Here is a 20734-nt window from a genome sequence, read left to right as displayed (position 1 = left end):
TAAAGTCTGGTGTCCCTATGATGAATAACATGACAACCGTAAAATACTGGTCATGGCTCGGCGTATTCTCAGCGTCGATCCTCTTCTGGTGTCAGCTCCTCTGGCTGGCCTTGCACTAAATCGTAAAACCTCGCCACGGCGGGGTTTTTTGTTTTATCCCTCGCGTTGGACCATTCCTAAATTTATCAATTTGGGTTGTTATCAAAACGTTACGACATCTTTGTGTTATCTTTAATTACAGCCCTGATGATTGTCAGGACATCCCTGTTTTTAAGGAGGAGCTTATGTCGTTAACCCTACGCGAAGCCAGTAAGGACACATTACAGGCGGAAAATAAAACCTGGCGCTACTACAGCTTACCGCTGGCTGCCAGAACGCTTGGGGACATTTCGCGGTTACCCAAGTCGTTGAAAGTCTTACTGGAAAACCTCTTGCGCTGGCAGGATGGCGACTCGGTTACCGAGGAGGATATCCAGGCTCTGGCAGGGTGGCTTAAAAATGCTCATGCAGACAGAGAAATTGCCTACCGCCCGGCCAGGGTGCTGATGCAGGATTTCACCGGCGTGCCTGCGGTTGTGGATTTGGCTGCCATGCGTGAAGCCGTTAAGCGTCTCGGGGGCGATACTGCTAAGGTTAATCCCCTGTCCCCGGTAGACCTCGTCATCGACCACTCCGTCACCGTCGATCACTTTGGTGACGACGATGCTTTCGGCGAAAACGTCCGTCTGGAGATGGAACGTAACCATGAACGCTACGTATTTCTGAAATGGGGTCAGCAGGCGTTCAGCCGCTTCAGCGTTGTTCCACCGGGCACCGGCATTTGTCACCAGGTCAACCTGGAATATCTTGGCAAAGCCGTCTGGAGTGAATTGCAGGATAAAGAGTGGGTGGCTTACCCGGATACGCTGGTGGGCACCGATTCACACACCACTATGATTAATGGCCTTGGCGTTCTGGGCTGGGGCGTCGGTGGTATTGAAGCGGAAGCGGCCATGCTCGGCCAGCCGGTATCAATGCTCATTCCCGATGTGGTGGGCTTTAAGCTGACCGGTAAATTGTCCGAAGGCATTACCGCCACGGATCTGGTTCTGACGGTCACCCAGATGCTGCGTAAGCATGGCGTGGTGGGCAAATTCGTTGAGTTTTATGGCGATGGTCTGGATTCACTGCCGCTGGCGGACCGGGCCACCATCGCCAACATGGCGCCGGAATATGGCGCGACCTGCGGCTTTTTCCCGATTGATAGCGTTACGCTGGAGTATATGCGCCTCAGTGGTCGCAGCGAGGAGCAGGTGGCTCTCGTTGAGGCCTACACCAAAGCGCAGGGCATGTGGCGTAACCCGGGTGACGAGCCGGTATTTACCAGTACGCTGGAGCTGGATATGGGCACCGTTGAGGCAAGCCTCGCAGGGCCAAAACGTCCGCAGGACCGCGTCGCCCTGAGCAACGTTCCGAAAGCCTTTGCCGCCAGCAATGAGCTGGAAGTTAACGCCGCGCAAAAAGATCACCGTCCGGTGGACTATGTTCTGAACGGGCATCAGTATCAGCTCCCTGACGGCGCCGTGGTGATCGCCGCTATCACCTCCTGTACTAACACGTCCAACCCAAGCGTGTTAATGGCTGCCGGGCTGCTGGCAAAAAAAGCGGTAGAGCTGGGGCTCAAGCCACAGCCGTGGGTTAAAGCCTCCCTGGCGCCTGGTTCGAAAGTGGTTTCCGATTATCTGGCGCAGGCCAGACTCACGCCTTACCTCGACGAGCTGGGCTTCAACCTGGTGGGCTATGGCTGTACGACCTGCATCGGTAACTCTGGTCCACTGCCTGAACCTATTGAAATGGCGATCAAGCAGGGTGATTTGACCGTTGGCGCGGTACTTTCCGGTAACCGAAACTTTGAAGGGCGTATTCATCCGCTGGTGAAAACCAACTGGCTGGCCTCGCCGCCGCTGGTTGTAGCCTATGCGCTGGCCGGAAACATGAACATTAACCTGGCGACCGATCCGATTGGTCACGACCGCAAAAATGAACCGGTCTATCTGAAAGACATCTGGCCATCATCGCGCGAAATTGCGCGCGCGGTAGAAAAAGTTTCCACCGAGATGTTCCGCAAAGAGTATGCGGAAGTGTTCGAAGGCACAGCGGAGTGGAAAGCGATCGACGTGGTGGGTTCCGATACCTATGACTGGCAGGATGATTCCACCTATATTCGCCTGTCGCCATTCTTCGATGAAATGCTGGCGGAGCCTGCACCGCTGAAAGATATTCACGGCGCGCGCATCCTGGCGATGCTGGGCGATTCCGTCACCACCGACCATATCTCCCCTGCGGGGAGCATCAAGGCGGACAGTCCGGCAGGGCGGTATCTGCAAAGTCGTGGCGTGGAACGTCGCGATTTCAACTCCTACGGTTCGCGCCGCGGTAACCACGAAGTGATGATGCGCGGGACCTTTGCCAACATCCGCATTCGCAATGAAATGGTCCCGGGCGTGGAAGGGGGCATGACGCGCCACCTGCCGGATACAGAAGTCATTTCAATTTATGACGCAGCCATGAAGTATCAGCAGGAGGGGACGCCGCTGGCCGTTATTGCCGGGAAAGAGTACGGCTCCGGTTCCAGTCGCGACTGGGCGGCAAAAGGTCCGCGTCTGCTCGGGGTTCGCGTGGTGATTGCCGAATCCTTTGAACGTATCCACCGCTCAAACCTGATCGGCATGGGGATCCTGCCGCTGGAGTTCCCGCAGGGCGTGACGCGTAAAACGCTGGGTCTGACCGGGGAAGAGCAGATTGATATCAGTGGTCTGCAAAATCTGCAACCGGGTAAAACCGTTCCGGTGAAGTTAACGCGCGCAGATGGAACGACAGAAGTACTGGATTGCCGGTGTCGTATTGATACGGCAACAGAGCTGACCTATTACCAGAACGACGGCATTTTACATTATGTGATTCGTAAGATGCTGGACTGAAAAATCGCCCGGCACATGTGCCGGGCGTTTTGCGTTTACTCGCTCAGCAGGTGCCCCATTTTGGCGGCTTTGGTATCGAGGTAATGCGCGTTTTTCGGGTTGCGGCCGACAATCAGCGGCACGCGTTCCACGATATTGATGCCCGCTTCAGTGAGGATTTCCACTTTTTTCGGGTTATTGGTCAACAGACGCACTTCGTCCACGCCCAGCAGCTTGAACATATCTGCGCACAGGGTGAAATCGCGCTCGTCAGCAGCAAAGCCGAGCTGATGGTTCGCTTCGACGGTATCGTAGCCCTGATCCTGCAACGCGTAGGCGCGGATTTTATTCAGCAGGCCGATATTGCGTCCTTCCTGACGGTGATACAGCAGAACGCCACGTCCTTCCTCTGCGATATGAGAAAGGGCGGCTTCAAGCTGGAAACCGCAGTCGCAGCGCAGGCTGAACAGCGCGTCACCGGTCAGACACTCTGAATGAACGCGGGACAGCACCGGCGTTTGCCCCGAAATGTCGCCGAATACCAGGGCGACGTGATCTTGCCCGGTTGCCAGTTCTTCAAAACCCACCATCAGGAAATCGCCCCATGGGGTTGGCAGTTTGGCTTCTGCCACACGTTTAAGCTGCATGTGATTCTCCAGACCAGGCTGACACGTTTCGTGCCTTTGCCCCATTATGCTTTCTGTATTGGACTATTTTGCCACAAGCCCGGCAACTTCACCTAATCACCACCACGCTTTACAAACGTTAAACGCACAATCCGACATATCCACCTGAATGATGAAATTCAGTTATGATTGTGGTGCTTAGTGAAAAAGGAGAGGACATGCTTTCAATTGCCAGACGAACGGCCGCAGGCGCCGCCGTATTGCTCGTTATCCCCCTGGTCGTTTGGTTCTCCGGCTGGATGTGGCAGCCCGGACAAAACGAGACGTGGCTGAAAGCCTTATACTGGATAACCGAGACGGTCACCCAGCCGTGGGGGATTATTACGCACGTGCTGCTCTGTGGCTGGTTCCTGTGGTGCCTGCGCTTTCGCCTTCGCGCGGCGCTGGTACTGTTTGCTATTCTCGGCGGGGCCATACTTATCGGGCAGGGGGTGAAGTCGTGGGTGAAAGATCGCGTGCAGGAACCCCGTCCTTTCGTCGTCTGGCTGGAAAAAACGCACCATGTTCCGGTGGATGAGTTCTACAATTTAAAGCGTAAAGATCGCGGTGCGCTGGTAAAGGAGCAGCTTGCGGAACAGCAGGATATCCCGACCTTTTTACGCAAACACTGGCAAAAAGAGACCGGCTTTGCGTTTCCTTCCGGGCATACGATGTTTGCTGCCAGCTGGGCGCTACTTGGCGTGGGACTGCTGTGGCCGCGTCGGCGTACCCTCACGATTGCGATTTTGCTGGTCTGGGCGACAGGCGTAATGGGCAGCCGGATGCTGCTGGGGATGCACTGGCCGCGTGATTTGGTGGTGGCAACGCTGATCTCGTGGGTACTGGTGACGCTGGCGACCTGGCTTGCACAACGTTTTTGTGGACCCCTGACGCCGCCGCCGGAAGAGAAGGAAGAAATAGCCGAAAGGGAGTCTGGCGGAACCTGAAGGTTGATATTCCGCATTTTGACCATAAATCCATGTAGGGCGCGTTACTTTTTCCATTTCGCGCCCGCCACTAAAATGGTAGCTTATAAGGCTGATTGCAGTGAGTTGAACACGCTTTATACGCTCGAACCACATAACGGGAAGTCATGTGAAATATTTACTCATTTTCTTACTGGTGTTGGCGATTTTTGTCATTTCAGTCACATTGGGCGCGCAAAACGATCAACAGGTAAGTTTCAACTATCTGCTGGCGCAAGGCGAGTACCGGGTGTCGAGCCTGCTGGCTGTGTTATTCGCGGCGGGTTTTGTCATCGGCTGGCTTGTATGCGGCCTGTTCTGGCTTAAGGTTCGTGTTTCTCTTGTTCGCGCTGAACGTAAAATTAAACGACTTGAACATCAACTTACGCCTGCGTCTGACATTCCGGCGAGCTCTGGTGTGCCGGTAGTCAAGGAATAATCGAATATGCTGGAGTTGTTGTTTCTGCTTTTGCCTGTCGCCGCAGCCTATGGCTGGTATATGGGCCGCAGAAGCGCGCAACAAACAAAACAGGATGAAGCAAACCGACTCTCCCGTGACTACGTTGCGGGGGTGAACTTCCTGCTGAGCAATCAGCAGGATAAAGCGGTGGATCTGTTCCTCGACATGCTTAAAGAGGATACCGGCACCGTAGAGGCGCATCTCACCCTGGGAAACCTGTTCCGCTCGCGCGGAGAGGTTGACCGTGCCATTCGTATCCACCAGACCCTGATGGAAAGCGCTTCGTTGACCTATGAGCAACGGTTGCTGGCCGTGCAGCAGCTTGGGCGGGATTACATGGCCGCGGGGCTTTACGATCGCGCCGAGGATATGTTCTCTCAGCTGGTGGATGAGACGGACTTCCGTATCGGTGCGCTTCAGCAGCTTCTGCAAATCTATCAGGCCACCAGCGACTGGCAAAAAGCGATTGATACCGCTGAACGGCTGGTCAAACTCGGCAAAGACAAACAGCGCGTCGAAATTGCCCACTTCTATTGCGAGCTGGCTCTCCAGCAGATGGGTAGCGATGACATGGATAAAGCCATGGCATTGTTAAAGAAAGGCGCCGCGGCCGATCGCAACAGCGCGCGCATTTCGATCATGATGGGGCGGGTCTTTATGGCTAACGGTGATTACGCCAAAGCCGTGGAGAGCCTGCTTCGCGTTATCGATCAGGACAAAGAGCTGGTCAGCGAAACGCTGGAAATGCTGCAAACCTGCTATCAGCAGTTAGGTAAGCAGGACGAGTGGGTTGCGTTTCTGCGTCGCTGCGTTGAAGAAAACACCGGTGCCACAGCCGAGCTGATGCTGTCGGATGTCGTCGAAGAGCACGAAGGGAGTGATACCGCCCAGGTATACATTACCCGCCAGTTGCAGCGTCATCCTACCATGCGCGTCTTCCATAAGCTGATGGATTACCACCTTAATGACGCAGAAGAAGGGCGCGCTAAAGAGAGCCTGATGGTGCTGCGAGACATGGTGGGTGAACAGGTGCGCAGCAAACCGCGCTATCGCTGCCAGAAATGCGGCTTCACCGCCTATTCGCTCTACTGGCATTGCCCTTCCTGCCGGGCGTGGTCCACCATTAAGCCAATCCGAGGTCTGGACGGGCAGTGATTTTTTAAAACGCCGCATTTTAGTTACAACATACTAATGAGTGCAGTAATTTCGTCAGCACCGTGCGGTCTGGGGTCCAGCAGGAAAAGCATTCGATTCTGTTCATTTACCCCGAGGGCAGGTAGAATGCACGCCGTTTATCTGTTCCGCGCCGCTGCGCGCCCATAGACGAAAAGGGCTGGTCATGACGTCTGTTACATCCTCCACTTCCCGCGTAGTTACCGATTCTCCCGTAGTTGTTGCTCTGGATTACAATAACCGTGACGCCGCACTGGCCTTTGTTGATGGCATTGATCCCCGCGATTGCCGTCTGAAAGTAGGCAAAGAGATGTTTACGCTGTTCGGCCCGTCAATCGTCCGCGATCTGCACCAGCGTGGCTTCGACGTTTTCCTCGACCTGAAATTCCACGATATTCCAAATACCACTGCGCACGCCGTTGCTGCGGCGGCTGACCTGGGTGTGTGGATGGTTAACGTTCATGCATCGGGCGGGGCACGCATGATGACGGCTGCGCGCGAAGCGCTGGTGCCGTTTGGCAATGACGCTCCGCTTCTGATCGCCGTCACCGTGCTGACCAGTATGGATGAATCCGACCTGCGCGACCTGGGTGTGACATTGTCACCTGCCGAACACGCGGAACGTCTGGCGCGCCTCACGCAACAGTGTGGGCTCGATGGCGTGGTCTGTTCGGCTCAGGAGGCGGTTCGCTTCAAATCTGAGCTAGGCCGCGACTTTAAACTGGTGACGCCAGGTATCCGTCCGGCAGGCAGCGAGTCTGGGGATCAGCGACGCATCATGACGCCAGAGCAGGCGCTGAGCGCGGGTGTAGACTATATGGTGATTGGTCGCCCGGTGACGCAATCCGCTCATCCGGCAGAGACCCTGAAAGCGATTAATGCATCACTGAAAAAGGGGGCATAATGCGTGACGCCAACAGTCGTCTGGTCTATTCAACGGATACCGGGCGCATTGAAGAGCCAAAAGAGAAAGCTGAACGTCCAAAAGGCGATGGTATCGTGCGAATTCAGCGCCAGACCAGCGGCAGAAAAGGGAAAGGCGTTTGCCTTGTCACCGGCATTGACCTGGATGATGCAGACCTGGCAAAGCTCGCCGCTGAGCTTAAAAAGAAGTGCGGCTGCGGTGGGGCAGTAAAAGACGGCATTATTGAGATTCAGGGCGATAAAAGAGATTTAATTAAAACGCTGCTGGAAGCCAAAGGTATGAAAGTAAAACTGGCGGGCGGCTAAAATAAATGAGCCACGGACATTGCCGTGGCTCTTTTTTTTACGTGCGTAAGTCAGATCTGAAAATACTTAATATATTATTATACCGGTGAGAGCCGTTATGGTGATTATTTGCCCACCTGGTGACCGATAATACCACCTACGGCAGCACCACCTAATGTACCCAGCGTACTACCATCCGTTAATACTGCACCACCAAGCGCACCAGCACCGGCACCAATCGCGGTGTTACGGTCACGTTTAGACCAGTTAGAGCAAGCGCTCAGGGACATTGCTACAGTGATTGCCAGAACAGCGGCGGCTAATTTTTTGCTGGTAAAGGTCATAATACTTTCTCCTGAATTATCGATTCACGGAAAGGAATGCACTTTAAGTATAGACAATATCCCTACTTAAATTCTGTTCCCGTGAAAGCTAGTCGCGCAGGCGTTTCATCATCACGCAGGTGATAGTCACTTCCTGTTATATCGCTAATATTAATTTTACGTGTTTAGAACGGTTTCAACAGGTAAAAACTCTTAAAGGCAGGGTCGGAATACTCTCAGAGAAAGGTTTAAGTGCGCCCATTATTCGGGCGCAGCAGGATAATCAGGCCGTTTTTTTCACAATATCGACAGTCAGGCCGTCTTGTTCTAATTGCTGGCGATATTCATCACGCAAACGCTCATCCGTAATCACACGGCTGAAGCGCGAAGCCGGACCCATCGTATAAGGGTGTACGGCGCCAAACTTAGAGCTGTCGGTCAGCACAATCGCTTCACACTCTTTGGCGAGTACGGCGTTAACCACGTCTGAACGCATCATGTCGCGACCGGTAAAGCCAGTGTCGGGCTGCCAGCCATCAATACCAATGAATGCCTTACTGAAGTGAACCTGCTGAACATATTGGCGCGTTAATGGCCCGACCATGCTTTCGCTTTTCTTCTGGTAAATGCCGCCCAGCAGAATCACCTCGCAGCGAGTTTCCTTCAACAGATGGGCGATATAGCTGCTTACGGTGATGATGGTAACGTCTTTTTGATCGGCGAGCGTACGCGCCAGAAGGGCGTTACTGCTGCCATTTTCAATAAAGACGGTCTCACCGTTATTCACCAAGGATGCAGCAAACTCCGCCAGCTCCCGCTTGAGCGCATAATTGTTCATCATGCGGGTTTCGACGTCGTCACTGTCCAGTGGAACGGCATATCCGTGCGCACGCCGCAGGTAGCTCTGTTTTTCCAGGAGATTCAGATCCTGACGAATGGTGACTTCAGAAACGCCGGTGGCTTTAGCGAGATCGACCACGCTTACGCGTCCCTGATCGATCACCATCTGCAAAATGATTTGTTGTCGGGAATTCATAGCATCCATTTTAAAGGCAAGGGCGAAAACGACGTGGTTACACTTCCCACGGGGCTTTAGGTTGAGTGGATTCTGGAGCGTTATCAGCGCCGTTCTCAGCCAGCAGTTCAGACTTGAGGATCTCAAGATTACGGATAGCAGAGTGATAATCGCCTGCGACAAGAATATCCAGCACAGTATCAATACGCTGTGCCACGGCTGTTGCATCAATGTTAGACATAAGCTCACCCTGAAGCGAAAAGTTAATATTATCAATGATGCAGAAAATTGATTCAAAAGAGAAGGTAAAAAATGCAATAACCAAAGTTCATAAATGAAAGTGATAAATTTGACCCCCGTATGCTGCGGGTTGTAGGGGTGGATTAGTCTAAAACTGCGCGCAACGCGCTTTTTTATAGGAGGAATTCGACTATGACAGTTATCAACCAGACAACCTGCACATTGTTTACTGATGCTGAACGATTCACTCAACTGGCGGCTTATTATGAGGCCGAACGGCGTACGGTGTGGATGATGTTACGTGCCACGCCACGGCCTTGCTTCAACCATGCGCTGATCGAGGAGATCATGAATCTCTCCTGGCTGGTTCGACAGTCCGGATTTGTCGTTGATTTTTGGGTCACCGGATCGCTGGTCCCGGACATCTACAATACCGGCGGTGATTTACAGTTCTTCGTTGAGTGCATCAAAAACAACCGACGCGAAGCGTTACGCGCCTATGCTCGGGCCTGTGTGGACTGCGTTCATGCCGCCTCTCAAGGGTTTGAAACCGGCGCTGTCACGCTGGCTATGGTGGAAGGAAGCGCGTTAGGGGGCGGGTTTGAAGCCGCGCTGGCGCATCATTTCATTCTGGCCCAGCGCGATGCCCGATTAGGCTTTCCGGAAATCGCGTTCAATCTGTTCCCGGGTATGGGCGGCTATTCACTGGTGGCGCGTCGTGCCGGCATGAAAATGGCGGAGGCGCTGATCTATAAAGGTGAGTCGCATACGGCGGAATGGTATGAGCAGCATGGTCTTGTGGATCTCTTATTCGAGCCGTTACAGAGCTATGTTTCGGTGCGGACGTTTATCGACACGCTACAGCCGAAGCTGAACGGTGTAAGGGCCATGCTGCGTGCACGTACGCGCGTGCTGCCACTTCCGCGAAGCGAGCTGATGGACATTACCGAGGATTGGGTTGATGCCGCCTTCTGCCTTGAACCGAAGGATATCGCCTACATGGAGCGGCTGGTCATGCTGCAAAATCGCCATCAGGCGACGGGCTTACGCAAAGCCAGCTAACGGACATTCCTGGCCTGATAGCGCTTTAGCCATCGCTCGAATGCGGCAGCGGGCATGGGCTTAGCAAAAAGATAACCCTGCCGTTCGTTGACGCCATTCTTTGTCAGAAAGGCGTCTTCTTTTGCACTTTCCACCCCTTCAGCAATGACCTGCAAATTTAACGCCTGCGCCACGGCGACTATCGCACGCACCAGCGACTGTGAAATGGACTGCTTATGGATATCCCGCACGAAAGACTGGTCAAGCTTAATGGCATCGATAGGGAAGCGCGCCAGCTGCGACAGGGAAGAGTACCCCGTACCAAAGTCATCCAGGTGAATTTGCGCTCCCAGGCGGCTAAATTGCTGGATCACTGACAGGGCCAGCTCTTCATTTTCAATGAGACAGCTTTCGGTCAATTCCACGTCAATCGGGCAGTATTCGAAATTCAGGTCTTTCAGCGCCTGCTTCAGATCACTGAAAATGGTCTGGTCCGCCAGCTGACGGGCGGAGACGTTGACCGCGACGCGCAGGTTGATCCCCTTGTCACGCCATTTTGCTACCTGGCGCACCACATCAAGCATAACCCAGCGGCCCAGGGGCACAATCAGCCCTGACTCCTCGGCGTAGGAGATAAACTCCATCGGCGGGATCAGGCCACGCTCTGGCGACTGCCAACGCACCAGTGCTTCCAGACTTCTGACTTCGCCGCGCCAGGTCATTTTTGGCTGGTAGTGGATTAACAGCTGATCGTTATCCAGCGCTTTACGCAGGTTGGTATCCAGCCACAGGTATTCAAATACGCGCTGGTTCATCTCTGGCGAGAAGACGCAGAATTTGCCCCGGCCATTTTCTTTGGCGGTGTACATGGCGGTGTCGGCATTGCGAATGACGCTTTCGCGATCGCTACCGTGCTGGGGCGCAAGCGCGATGCCTAGCGAGCAGCCGGTGTAAACCTCAATCAGCCCGATGCGGAAAGGCTGACGCAGTCGGGTCAGAATGCGCGATGCCATCGCTTCCAGCGCGCCCTGCGAGGTATCGGTGGCCATCACGATAAACTCATCCCCGCCCAGTCGCGCCAGGGTTTGTCCTTCGTCCAGGCAGCTCAGGATCGCCAGCGCAACGGCCTGTAGCAGCTGGTCGCCAAACATATGCCCATAGGCATCGTTCACTTTTTTAAAGTTATCCAGATCGAGATAAACCACGCCTACCTGCGTGTCACCCCGAGCGGCAATGGCATCGGAGATCAGCTCATGGATGGCGTTTCGGTTAGGCAAACCGGTAATCGTATCCGTATTGGCGAGTACGCGCAGGCGCTCCTGGGCCCGACGCTCCTCGGTTATATCGGTACCTGAACAGATGAGGAAAATTTCATTTTTCCCGCTGCCGCTGTGAACGAATTTATTTCTGAAGAGAAAAAGGCGCTGCCCCTTGAGGGTCTTGATCCAGCGTTCAACTTCGTACGAGCTGCCGTTACGAAAAAAGCCGGTGATGTTGCGTTTGGAGGCCGCGGCTTCGCTGCGGCTCATAAACAGTTTGAACACGTTTTGCCCGATAACTTCCTGTTCCTTCAGGCCCGTATATTCTTCACTTAAACGGTTGAAGCGCTGAATATTCCCGTTCTGGTCGAGGATCACAATCACGGAATTAGCCTCGGACACCACCTGTTCGGCGAAGGAGAGCCCCTGCGCCAGGTCGCGCGCCACGGAAGGGGTATCGTTCCAGGCTGATGCCGTTCCTGCCCACTCATTTTTGTTAATTTTACGGCCGACAAGATGAACGGGAACGTCCACGCCGTACAAGGGCAGGGTCATGGCAATACTGGAGGTGATCACGGTGAGCTGGCGGATCAGCGCGGCCTGCTCATCATCCAGTGCAACCACCTGAATGATGTCAGCGCTTTCACTGGCAGCAAGATGCAGAGCATTGCTGTCTGCTGTCAGTCGCCACCAGGGGCTATGCGTACCCATGTAACGAAACAGCAAATTCTGCTCCAGATCGTCCATCACGTTTTCTCCCGCGGCTGCTGAGTAGCGCACAAATTATTCATTTGCAGTCGATAATGACGGCTCTCTTTTACTGTAGATAATTCTGGCGAAATGTGGCGATGGGAAACAGAAAAGTGTGAGAAAAAACGATGATTTTGCGGGAGATAATTCAGGTGAGAACTCCCGGCCACCCCTTAACGGAACGGCCGGAAGTTTACGCGGTTATCAGGCGGCAGGGCGCGCGATAATACTGCGGGTTTCCATGCGCACTTCAGCGATGGTGACATCAATCACGTCAGTGACCTTGTAAACCGTTTCGCCTTTAATTTGCACGGTCCCGTTTTCCTGGCTACAAACCAGTTCGTCGCGAACAGCATGCAGGAACGGGGCAGGAATAAAGGCAACGGCGCCATTATCCACCAGACGAACCCGCATACCGCCGCGGCTGATGTCAATGATTTCAGCCGGGAAACGGGTATCAGTCCCTGCCTTATCATTCAGGAAGCGCGCGTACAACCAGTCGCCGACATCACGCTCCGCCATACGGTTGAGACGGCGACGTTCTGCCATCTGCAATGTCGTATCATCCTGTGGGCGGGCAACAGATTCCCCTTTGATGATCGCTTTCAGCAGACGATGGTTAACCATGTCGCCGTACTTACGGATCGGGGAGGTCCAGGTCGCGTAAGCCTCAAGGCCAAGGCCGAAGTGCGGGCCTGGCTCGGTGCTGATTTCCGCAAAGGACTGGAAGCGGCGAATACGGCTGTCGAGGAACCCTGACGGCTGTGCGTCCAGCTCGCGGCGCAGTTTGCAGAAACCTTGCAGGGTCAGCACTTCCTCAGGATCGACGTGTACGTCATGGGTTTTCAGCAGGGCAGCCAGCGCTTCGGTGTTCGCCGGATCAAACCCGGTGTGCACGTTGTAAATGCCAAAGCCTAATTTGTCGCGCAGCACGCGTGCAGCACAAATGTTGGCGGAAATCATCGCTTCTTCAACGATGCGGTTGGCAATACGGCGCGGCTCAGCGACGATATTCAGCACTTCACCTTTTTCACCCAGCACAAAACGGTAGTCCGGACGATCTTTGAAGACCAGCGCGTGGGTTTGACGCCATTCGCTGCGGCTCAGGCAGACGCGGTGCAGCAGACGAATTTGTGCGGCAATGTTGTCGGACTCGGGTTTCCAGCTGCCCGTGTTCTCCAGCCAGTCGGACACGTCGTCATAGGCCAGCTTGGCTTTGGATTCGATGGTGGCGGCGAAGAATTCAATATCTTCTTCAATGGTACCGTCAGCCGCAATGGTCATCCGACAGGCCAGCACCGGACGTACTTCATGCGCACGCAGCGAGCAAAGATCGTCGGAGAGTTCACGCGGCAGCATCGGAATGTTAAAGCCCGGCAGGTAGTTGGTGAACGAACGCACTTTGGCTATCTCGTCCAGCTTGCTGCCTTCGACAATCCATGCGGTAGGGTCGGCAATGGCGACGGTCAGATGCAGTTTGCCATCGGCTGTCTCTTCGGCATACAGCGCATCGTCCATATCTTCGGTGCTGGCGCTGTCGATGGTGACAAAGTCCAGCGCCGTCAGATCGCGACGTTCCAGACCTTCGTCCTGCATTTCAGTCGCCACGCCCTCAGGCGCTTCTTTTTCAAGGTTGTGGCGCGCCAGCGTCACCCACCATGGGACGAAATGGTCGTCGCCGAAGGTAATGTATTGGGTAAGCTCGGCGTAGAAACCGCGATCGCCTTTTAAAGGATGACGGCGCATCTCGGCCACCGCCCAGTCGCCCTCAACAAAATCATGCTCAACGCCACGCGCGGCGCGGCACGGAATAGCATCTTTCAGGAGAGGATGATCCGGCACGACAGAAAGACGATCGTCTTTTTTATGCACTTTCCCGACAAAGCGGGTCAGGAAAGGTTCGATCAGTGCTTCCGGCTCGGCAGACTCTCGTTCCTTTTCGGTATGAATAACGGCCGAAATGCGGTCGCCATGCATCACTTTCTTCATCTGAGGAGGCGGAATGAAGTAGCTCTTCTGCCCGTCAACTTCAAGAAAGCCAAAGCCCTTTTCCGTGGCTTTTACGACCCCTTCTGCACGCGGCGTCTGGGAATGCAGTTGCTGTTTAAGCTGCGCTAGCAGCGGGTTGTCCTGAAACATAATGTTCTATTTTCGTAGCCATTGAGCGGCTGACAGTTTTACGCGAATCTCACTGCTACAGCAAGCGCTCTTTAGGTAAAGAGTATGGTTATTCCTCTTTGCCGAGCGCCACGCGCAGACGGTCCAGCCAGCCATGAAATGCATCTCGGGTTAGCAGGTTGATGGCCTTCTCTGGCGAGAGACCTGACCCGGTCAGGGGCGTTAACTGGGCGGCGCTAAAGCGATCCGGAGAGGCGACGAGCAGCGCACGAGCGGCTGAGATCATCGAAGACACGGGACCTTCACTTCGCGGATGGTGAAGCAGAATTTCGCCCGTCAGATTAAGCAGCATCGGCTCATGACACAGCACAGGGGTGAGCGCTTCAAGCGCCGGTTCCGCCTGCCAGCGTGAGAGCGCCTCAAGCTGAAGCGCACTGGCATATTTTAGCTCAACCGCGGGTAGCGTGGCGGTCCATCTGCTGAAGCTGACCGGCAGCGTATGGGGCTGAATGTGGTGCCCGGGCAGCCAGCGTACCGGATGGCCAAGCAATGCCTGAAATACCGCGACCACTCGCGCCTGAAAACCGACAAAACCGATGATCTGGTTGATAAGCACAATGTCATACGTTGTGAGTCCAACCTCATCAAGCTGGTTTTGGGCTTTATCATCGATGACATCGGGTGAGCTGGCTAACTGGCGGGCATACTGGGTAATTTCTGCAAGGCGTCGATTGCTTTCCCGGGAGGAGTCCGGCCCCGGAAGAGGGGCGAGCAGAGCAGCGTAGTGGTTACAGAGCCGCTGAACGCCACACGCCTGGGCAACCGTTAATGCCGTGCTCAGCCTGTCGTAGGCGCTGAGCGTATGCAGACGGTTCACGGGAGTATCAAGCGGGAACAAAAGATGACACAGGGTTCGGGCAGGCGTAAGCCAACCAGCACAGCTTGCGAGAATGTCATCGGGCAGGGCTAAATCGAGCAAAAAACGGTCGTCGACGTTAGCGGCTTCGGGCACCAGCGGCAGAACGTCCGTCTGCGAATGATTCGACTGGGTTTCATGATACCAGTGGCCTTTGCCGGAAAAACGGCGTTGTTCCATGGGCGTTCCTTGATCTCAAAATGGCGATCAATATCCTGGCGTAAGGCGGATGAGGGGAAAAATATTGTTAGGTGATAACAAATAGCAGAACGGAATAACGAGGGGCGGGCGGGGGGGAAACTCTCTTCCCTGGCGGGAAGAGAGTGACAAGCTTATTTGATTTCCAGCTCGTTCATTGCAGCGATGTTGAAGCCGCCGTCAACGTGAACCACTTCGCCGGAGATACCTGCGGAAAGGTCAGAGCACAGGAAGGCCGCAGAGTTACCCACATCTTCGATGGTAACGGTACGACGAATCGGGGTAACCGCTTCGCAGTGTGCCAGCATTTTACGGAAATCTTTGATACCGGAAGCGGCCAGGGTACGGATTGGACCCGCAGAAATAGCGTTAACACGCACGCCTTCAGGACCCATCGCGTTCGCCATGTAGCGCACGTTGGCTTCCAGAGACGCTTTCGCCAGACCCATAACGTTGTAGTTAGGGATAGCACGTTCTGCGCCGAGGTAGGACAGGGTCAGCAGGGCTGCGCCCGGATTCAGCATCGCGCGGCAGGATTTTGCCATTGCAACGAAGCTGTAGGAGCTGATGTCGTGGGCGATTTTGAAGCCATCACGGGTAACCGCGTTCACGTAGTCGCCGTCCAGCTGGTCGCCAGGAGCGAAGCCGATGGAGTGAACAAAACCGTCGAATTTCGGCCATGCTTTTGCCAGTTCAGCAAACATGCCATCAATGCTTTCGTCTTGTGCAACGTCACATTCCAGAACAATGCTGGAACCCAGCTGCGCGGCAAATTCTTCAACACGGCCTTTCAGCTTGTCGTTCTGGTAGGTGAACGCCAGCTCAGCGCCTTCGCGATGCATTGCCTGTGCGATGCCGTATGCGATGGACAGTTTGCTGGCAACGCCAGTCACCAGAATGCGCTTACCGGAAAGAAAACCCATAGCTTTAATCCTTATATTCATTGCTTATTTTGCCTTGTAATTCATAGCGTTACAGGCAGTATTTCAAAATCATTCGAAATTAGCTCGAAATTATAGCCCACTCACAGCCCCATGTGTCACGATATTTCTCGCTCCTGCGCCGTGAATGGGCTCACGGAAGAGGTAGAACTGACTCTTCATCAGGCTGTTTCGTGTGTATTTCAGCAGTATATCACCGCACGCGGGGTTCGCCTCATCCAACCAGCGGGCACCGTGACGCCGCCCTCATGCTGATGTGTCCAGCGGCTTTTGCGCAAAATGATCCGTTAAGCCCTTTAAACGCTTTAAAATTGCGCGAGGGTCGATAACGGCTATGCCATTTTGCGTCTTTATCTGTGTGCGGTAAGAAGGAAGATGAAAAATATAACGTTGGCCGAAAAACTGATCATGCTGTCAGGTGCGGTGCTTTTTGCGCTTATGATCGCGGTGAACTCCTTTTGCGTGAATGATAATCCTGGTTTCAGGGTGCCTATGACCACCTATTTGATTGTCATGATTGCGCTGTTCTTTCTGGATACCATTATCTTTATTTTTATCCAGATGCTGTATGCCTCCGACCGATCGCGTTTTTCATTATTCATTCTGAGCCTGGCATTTCTTAGCGGGCTGGTTTATTTCATTGAGACGATCATTGTTATTCAGCTTCCGGAGCACGCTGGTTTTACCCAGGCGGCAAAAACCAACGATACCGCGATATTCTATTTTTTCCGGCAGCTGAGTTTTATCGTATTACTGGCGCTGGCGGTCCGTGTGGAGAAAATCACGAGACGATCCACGCTCAGATTCCGAAATAAGATCAGCATGACGTTAGCATTAATGATGTCACTGGTTATGTTTCCGATGCTGGCCCATTATCTCAGCAGCTACCATCCGGCCTGGACATTAACGATTGCAGCATACGCAGATGAACAGCATTATCCTGTCTGGGATATCAGGTACGTGAACGTTCTGATCCTGCTCTGGTCGGCTTTACTTTGTTATATGATCTCTGTGACACGCCTGGCGTCCGGGATCTGGAACAGTATTATTGTGGTCTGCCTTTCCGCCATCGTTTACAATTTTTTCCTCTTACTGCTTGATACCTACAATCTGTCGCTCTGGTATATCAGCCGGGCAGTAGAGGTCCTCAGTAAATTATTTGTGATTTGTACCTTAATGTTCCATGTCTTTAACCTGTTGAAAATTTTTGGCGATCGGGCTGATCGCGATCCGCTTACTCAGATTTACAACCGTAAATATTTTTATGAGGCACTTCCGCGGGTCCGCTCGCTCAGGACAGAAAAGGGGGCCAGCATTATGATGCTGGACATCGACAACTTTAAGTCGATAAACGATAACTGGGGCCATCTTGTGGGGGATCGCGTGATTCTGGCGGTCGTGGATATTATCAAAGACAGCATTCGCGATAACGACATCTTTGCCCGACTGGGAGGTGAGGAATTTGGTCTACTTCTGCCGGATACCGACAGTAATCAGGCTATTGCCGTCGCGGAGCGTATTCGCCAGAACGTTCAACAGCGCACCGGGCCGGGGTATCATTATGCTCTCCCGGTACAGGTCACATTAAGTATCGGCGTGTGCTCAGCCATTCAGAATAACGTCAACAGCAATGATATTATGCGTGACGTGGACGAGGCGTTGTATGAGGCTAAGCACAACGGTAAAAACAGAATTGTTACCAGACAGGCTGAATGCAGCTGAGGTTACAGGATGGGGATGAACACATCAAAATCGACAGACTCATCGCTGTACGCATTAATTTTCATCAGGTAATTACCGTCGCGCAACGTCAGGCGTTTATTTACCATCGCCTTAACGAAGGCAATTTTGTTAAACGCGCTGTAGCTTTCCCAGCTACCGCTAAAGGGCATCTTTGCGTATCTCCCCCGCACAACGCAGGATTTTTTATTTGTCACGGTGTCGCTTTGTAAAGCGTACGATATTAATACCTCGACCAGATACGATCGGCTTTTGCCTAACTCGGGGCGGCGGGGCGTCAGAATAATTTTATCGATATCATGGCGGTTTTCTGTCAGGAGCTTTTTGATTTTTTTAGTAATATCATGTACCGAGGTATCAAAAAGATGATCGTGCTCGATAATTTCATACGTATAGACAAACGTTTCATCCAGAAAGCAGACCTCAAGCTCAGGCGTTTCCAGTTCGCTTAATAAAAAAGAGGGCTGTAAGATGTCAAAATTCCACCCTCTGGCACATCTGTACTCAGAGGGTGTCAGCCCCATCATTTTTTTAAAGGCTCTGGAAAATCCCTGGCTGCTCTGGTAATGGAATAAATACGCAATATCCGTCACCGGAATCGACGTCATTCTCAGCATAATGGCGGCACGGCTTAACCTCCTTCGGAGAATATACTCACCTAAAGAGAGCCGATACTTCTCTTTAAACCATGTTTCGATGGTTCTTCTGCTGTATCCAATATCTGCAACCAAATCATCAATGTGTAAAATAGTAAAGTTATTTTCTTCTACCCAGGAGAGAATATAGTTACTGATGCTGTCTTTCATTTGTGCGTCAGTGATAGCTTAACGGTAAATCAGTTTGCTGCCTTATGTTAATTCGCGGGCGTAGGGATCCTGGCGATAACCTTAATTTCGAAATCAAAACCCGCAAGCCAGTTAACGCCTATTGCTGTCCAGTTTGGGTAAGGAGCGTGCGGAAATGCCAGTTTTTTCGCCTCCATGATGACGGGAAACTGGTTTTCAGGATCGGTATGAAACGTCGTGACATCGATCAGATCGTCAAAAGTACATCCTGCGGCTGCCAGAGTCGCCCGTAAATTATCGAACGCCAACTGCACCTGAGCGGGGAAGTCGGGTTCAGGTGTGCCATCGCTGCGGCTGCCAACCTGACCGGAAACAAATAACAGATCGCCAGAGCGGATTGCAGCTGAATAGCCATGCTCTTCATAAAGAGCATGGCGATTAGCCGGAAAGACGGGGTCACGTGGATGCATGGCTTTTCCTTTTCTGTCAGGGGTATTGTTGTGGTTGCGCAGTAGAAGTAACATACGCGATGTATGTCAAAAATGTAATCCACATGCGCCGCGTATGTCAAATTATAATTACCGCTTAATGAAGGAAGTCCCATGGCTACAAAACGTCGCGCTGAAACGGCCCAGGAAAATCGCGAGAAAATGATTCAGGCGGCGCGGAAGGCATTTGCTGAAAAAGGCTATGCCGCAGCGTCAATGGATGAACTCACGGCAAGCGTGGGGTTAACACGCGGCGCGCTATATCATAATTTCAACGACAAGAAGGGATTACTGGCAGCGGTGGTCGCGCAGATAGACAGCGAAATGGCAGCAAACGCAAAAGCGATTGCCGCCGCCGCCGAAGATGACTGGGAGCGACTGCTGGCGGAGGGCATCGCCTATATCAAAATGGCGCTCGTTCCGGAAGTTCAGCGTATCGTGCTTCTTGACGGCCCGGCTGTTCTGGGCGATCCGGCGCAATGGCCCAGCCAGAACAGCTGCCTTGAGTCGACCCGTCAGACCATCGAAAAAATGATGGAGTGCAACGTAATCAAAAAGATGGATGCCCGAGTCGCAGCCCATCTGCTGAATGGCGCTGCGCTGAATGCGGCTCTGCTGATTGCCGCGAGCGATGAACCGCAGAAGACACTTCCGCATGCCATAGAGGTGTTTACTCTGCTGGCAAGCGGGTTACGCAACGGCTAACGATCTTTACGCCACGCGTCCGCCGTCAATGCTTCACCAAAGTGGCCGGCAATCAGGCGTTTTGTCAGATCGTGGAGCGGGGAGGCCAGCACGTCAGCGGTACTGCCGCGCTCGACAACTTCACCCTGGTGCATCACCAGCACCTGATCGCTGATGTGCTTCATCATGCCCAGGTGCTGAGTCACGTAGATATACGAGATACCCTGTTTTTCCTGTAACTCCAGCATTAGGTTAATGAGCTGCGAACGCATCGACATATCCAGCGACGCCAGCGCTTCGTCGGCGATGATGACCTTCGGGCGCAGGATCAGCGCACGGGCCAGACCGAGACGCTGTTTTTGGCCCGGGGCCAGCATGTGCGGGTAATAGCTGACATGGTCGGGCAGGAGGCCTACCAAACGCAGGGTTTCGACAATCCGTTTGCGACGCGCTTCCGGCTCCAGGTCGGTATTCAACCGCAGCGGGAAATCCAGGATCTGGGAAATACGCTGGCGCGGGTTCAGGGACGTCGACGGATCCTGAAAAATCATCCGGATGCGCTGACTGCGGAAAGAGTAGTCCCCAAATTCCAGAGGATGATCGTCAATCAGTATTTCACCGCCGCTCGGCTCGACCATACCCGCGAGCATTTTTGCCAGGGTCGATTTGCCCGAGCCGTTTTCACCGATAATCGCCAGCGTCTGCTTTTCGCGCAGCGTAAAGCTCAGGGGTTTAACCGCCTCGACGGTCTGACGGTGAAACAGGCCGGTGCGATAGCGAAAGGTCTTACTCAGGTTACGTACTTCCAGTAAGGTTTCGACCATT

The 20734-nt window shown here is 53.4% G+C and carries 21 protein-coding genes; 10 read left to right on the top strand and 11 right to left on the bottom strand.

What is annotated here, in order from left to right:
• Positions 1-20: 20 nt before the first annotated feature.
• On the top strand, positions 21-119 hold the full coding sequence (gene ymiC, locus ACNQ0W_RS03910) for a small membrane protein YmiC (RefSeq protein WP_032103392.1): 99 nt from the start codon (positions 21-23) through the stop codon (positions 117-119).
• Between the two features lie 165 nt (positions 120-284).
• Complete coding sequence (acnA, locus tag ACNQ0W_RS03905) at positions 285-2960, top strand: aconitate hydratase AcnA (protein WP_045911818.1); 2676 nt, start codon at positions 285-287, stop codon at positions 2958-2960.
• A gap of 35 nt (positions 2961-2995) precedes the next feature.
• On the opposite strand, the gene ribA is transcribed toward acnA, so the two are convergent.
• Positions 2996-3586: a GTP cyclohydrolase II gene (ribA, locus tag ACNQ0W_RS03900; RefSeq protein ID WP_003856813.1), complete on the bottom strand. Its 591-nt coding sequence runs from the start codon at positions 3584-3586 to the stop codon at positions 2996-2998.
• Between the two features lie 197 nt (positions 3587-3783).
• Between ribA and pgpB the strand changes: the two genes are divergently transcribed.
• The 5 genes from pgpB to yciH all read left to right on the top strand — a co-directional run bounded on the left by pgpB (position 3784) and on the right by yciH (position 7432).
• Positions 3784-4551 (top strand): phosphatidylglycerophosphatase B, encoded by a 768-nt coding sequence (gene pgpB / locus ACNQ0W_RS03895; RefSeq protein ID WP_003856815.1) that lies wholly within the window; start codon positions 3784-3786, stop codon positions 4549-4551.
• Positions 4552-4699: 148 nt separating this feature from the next.
• Positions 4700-5008: a LapA family protein gene (locus tag ACNQ0W_RS03890; RefSeq protein ID WP_003856817.1), complete on the top strand. Its 309-nt coding sequence runs from the start codon at positions 4700-4702 to the stop codon at positions 5006-5008.
• Positions 5009-5014: 6 nt separating this feature from the next.
• Positions 5015-6184, top strand: coding sequence for a lipopolysaccharide assembly protein LapB (gene lapB, locus ACNQ0W_RS03885; protein ID WP_003856819.1), 1170 nt, complete (start codon positions 5015-5017; stop codon positions 6182-6184).
• Between the two features lie 184 nt (positions 6185-6368).
• Positions 6369-7106, top strand: a complete 738-nt coding sequence (gene pyrF, locus ACNQ0W_RS03880) for an orotidine-5'-phosphate decarboxylase (protein ID WP_062932943.1) — start codon at positions 6369-6371, stop codon at positions 7104-7106.
• Positions 7106-7432 (top strand): stress response translation initiation inhibitor YciH, encoded by a 327-nt coding sequence (yciH, locus tag ACNQ0W_RS03875; RefSeq protein WP_062932944.1) that lies wholly within the window; start codon positions 7106-7108, stop codon positions 7430-7432. The genes pyrF and yciH overlap by 1 nt, the downstream gene beginning before the upstream one ends.
• A gap of 104 nt (positions 7433-7536) precedes the next feature.
• Here the strand turns inward: yciH and osmB are convergent, their stop codons facing one another.
• From osmB to ACNQ0W_RS03860, 3 genes are all read right to left on the bottom strand, one after another.
• The gene (osmB, locus tag ACNQ0W_RS03870; protein WP_003856823.1) at positions 7537-7755 is read right to left on the bottom strand and encodes an osmotically-inducible lipoprotein OsmB; all 219 of its coding nucleotides are present in this window, start codon (positions 7753-7755) and stop codon (positions 7537-7539) included.
• A 262-nt stretch (positions 7756-8017) separates the two neighbouring features.
• Positions 8018-8770 (bottom strand): DNA-binding transcriptional regulator YciT, encoded by a 753-nt coding sequence (locus ACNQ0W_RS03865; RefSeq protein ID WP_003856824.1) that lies wholly within the window; start codon positions 8768-8770, stop codon positions 8018-8020.
• 37 nt (positions 8771-8807) lie between these two features.
• Entirely contained in the window at positions 8808-8990 is a 183-nt protein-coding gene (locus ACNQ0W_RS03860) for a hypothetical protein (RefSeq protein WP_003856825.1), read from the bottom strand.
• Between the two features lie 191 nt (positions 8991-9181).
• On the opposite strand from ACNQ0W_RS03860, the gene ACNQ0W_RS03855 reads away from it, so the two are divergent.
• Positions 9182-10051, top strand: a complete 870-nt coding sequence (locus ACNQ0W_RS03855; protein ID WP_062932945.1) for a crotonase/enoyl-CoA hydratase family protein — start codon at positions 9182-9184, stop codon at positions 10049-10051.
• Here the strand turns inward: ACNQ0W_RS03855 and pdeR are convergent.
• The 4 genes from pdeR to fabI form a co-directional block, all read right to left on the bottom strand.
• Complete coding sequence (gene pdeR, locus ACNQ0W_RS03850; protein WP_180261507.1) at positions 10048-12039, bottom strand: cyclic di-GMP phosphodiesterase; 1992 nt, start codon at positions 12037-12039, stop codon at positions 10048-10050. The genes ACNQ0W_RS03855 and pdeR overlap by 4 nt on opposite strands.
• Before the next feature lie 204 nt (positions 12040-12243).
• Complete coding sequence (locus ACNQ0W_RS03845; protein ID WP_062932946.1) at positions 12244-14178, bottom strand: exoribonuclease II; 1935 nt, start codon at positions 14176-14178, stop codon at positions 12244-12246.
• Between the two features lie 88 nt (positions 14179-14266).
• Complete coding sequence (locus ACNQ0W_RS03840) at positions 14267-15253, bottom strand: CMD domain-containing protein (protein WP_062932947.1); 987 nt, start codon at positions 15251-15253, stop codon at positions 14267-14269.
• Between the two features lie 152 nt (positions 15254-15405).
• Entirely contained in the window at positions 15406-16194 is a 789-nt protein-coding gene (gene fabI / locus ACNQ0W_RS03835; RefSeq protein WP_003856831.1) for an enoyl-ACP reductase FabI, read from the bottom strand.
• 360 nt (positions 16195-16554) lie between these two features.
• Between fabI and ACNQ0W_RS03830 the strand changes: the two genes are divergently transcribed.
• Complete coding sequence (locus ACNQ0W_RS03830; protein ID WP_237767037.1) at positions 16555-17934, top strand: GGDEF domain-containing protein; 1380 nt, start codon at positions 16555-16557, stop codon at positions 17932-17934.
• A gap of 2 nt (positions 17935-17936) precedes the next feature.
• On the opposite strand, the gene ACNQ0W_RS03825 is transcribed toward ACNQ0W_RS03830, so the two are convergent.
• Both ACNQ0W_RS03825 and ACNQ0W_RS03820 read right to left on the bottom strand, forming a co-directional pair.
• Positions 17937-18758 (bottom strand): helix-turn-helix transcriptional regulator, encoded by an 822-nt coding sequence (locus ACNQ0W_RS03825; RefSeq protein ID WP_062932949.1) that lies wholly within the window; start codon positions 18756-18758, stop codon positions 17937-17939.
• A 47-nt stretch (positions 18759-18805) separates the two neighbouring features.
• A complete protein-coding gene (locus ACNQ0W_RS03820; RefSeq protein WP_045339884.1) occupies positions 18806-19207 on the bottom strand; it encodes a RidA family protein in 402 nt (133 codons plus the stop codon).
• 132 nt (positions 19208-19339) lie between these two features.
• Here ACNQ0W_RS03820 and ACNQ0W_RS03815 point away from each other — a divergent pair, with 132 nt between their 5' ends.
• Complete coding sequence (locus tag ACNQ0W_RS03815; RefSeq protein ID WP_045339882.1) at positions 19340-19930, top strand: TetR/AcrR family transcriptional regulator; 591 nt, start codon at positions 19340-19342, stop codon at positions 19928-19930.
• Here ACNQ0W_RS03815 and sapF read toward each other — a convergent pair.
• Complete coding sequence (gene sapF / locus ACNQ0W_RS03810; protein ID WP_003856838.1) at positions 19927-20733, bottom strand: putrescine export ABC transporter ATP-binding protein SapF; 807 nt, start codon at positions 20731-20733, stop codon at positions 19927-19929. The genes ACNQ0W_RS03815 and sapF overlap by 4 nt on opposite strands.
• Between the last annotated feature and the right edge of the window lies 1 nt (position 20734).

It is taken from the genome of Enterobacter cloacae complex sp. 6730903, from assembly GCF_048283985.1.
Taxonomy (GTDB): Bacteria; Pseudomonadota; Gammaproteobacteria; order Enterobacterales; family Enterobacteriaceae; genus Enterobacter; species Enterobacter hormaechei_C.
This window is presented reverse-complemented; position numbering and strand designations above follow the sequence as displayed.

Coding starts and splice junctions, on each gene's coding strand:
- acnA (WP_045911818.1), top strand. CDS start 285: ATGTCGTTAACCCTACGCGAAGCCAGTAAGGACACATTACAGGCGGAA.
- ACNQ0W_RS03865 (WP_003856824.1), bottom strand. CDS start 8,770: ATGAATTCCCGACAACAAATCATTTTGCAGATGGTGATCGATCAGGGA.
- pgpB (WP_003856815.1), top strand. CDS start 3,784: ATGCTTTCAATTGCCAGACGAACGGCCGCAGGCGCCGCCGTATTGCTC.
- ACNQ0W_RS03860 (WP_003856825.1), bottom strand. CDS start 8,990: ATGTCTAACATTGATGCAACAGCCGTGGCACAGCGTATTGATACTGTG.
- ribA (WP_003856813.1), bottom strand. CDS start 3,586: ATGCAGCTTAAACGTGTGGCAGAAGCCAAACTGCCAACCCCATGGGGC.
- pyrF (WP_062932943.1), top strand. CDS start 6,369: ATGACGTCTGTTACATCCTCCACTTCCCGCGTAGTTACCGATTCTCCC.
- ACNQ0W_RS03845 (WP_062932946.1), bottom strand. CDS start 14,178: ATGTTTCAGGACAACCCGCTGCTAGCGCAGCTTAAACAGCAACTGCAT.
- fabI (WP_003856831.1), bottom strand. CDS start 16,194: ATGGGTTTTCTTTCCGGTAAGCGCATTCTGGTGACTGGCGTTGCCAGC.
- ACNQ0W_RS03840 (WP_062932947.1), bottom strand. CDS start 15,253: ATGGAACAACGCCGTTTTTCCGGCAAAGGCCACTGGTATCATGAAACC.
- lapB (WP_003856819.1), top strand. CDS start 5,015: ATGCTGGAGTTGTTGTTTCTGCTTTTGCCTGTCGCCGCAGCCTATGGC.
- yciH (WP_062932944.1), top strand. CDS start 7,106: ATGCGTGACGCCAACAGTCGTCTGGTCTATTCAACGGATACCGGGCGC.
- ymiC (WP_032103392.1), top strand. CDS start 21: ATGAATAACATGACAACCGTAAAATACTGGTCATGGCTCGGCGTATTC.
- ACNQ0W_RS03855 (WP_062932945.1), top strand. CDS start 9,182: ATGACAGTTATCAACCAGACAACCTGCACATTGTTTACTGATGCTGAA.
- ACNQ0W_RS03815 (WP_045339882.1), top strand. CDS start 19,340: ATGGCTACAAAACGTCGCGCTGAAACGGCCCAGGAAAATCGCGAGAAA.
- sapF (WP_003856838.1), bottom strand. CDS start 20,733: ATGGTCGAAACCTTACTGGAAGTACGTAACCTGAGTAAGACCTTTCGC.
- ACNQ0W_RS03825 (WP_062932949.1), bottom strand. CDS start 18,758: ATGAAAGACAGCATCAGTAACTATATTCTCTCCTGGGTAGAAGAAAAT.
- ACNQ0W_RS03820 (WP_045339884.1), bottom strand. CDS start 19,207: ATGCATCCACGTGACCCCGTCTTTCCGGCTAATCGCCATGCTCTTTAT.
- osmB (WP_003856823.1), bottom strand. CDS start 7,755: ATGACCTTTACCAGCAAAAAATTAGCCGCCGCTGTTCTGGCAATCACT.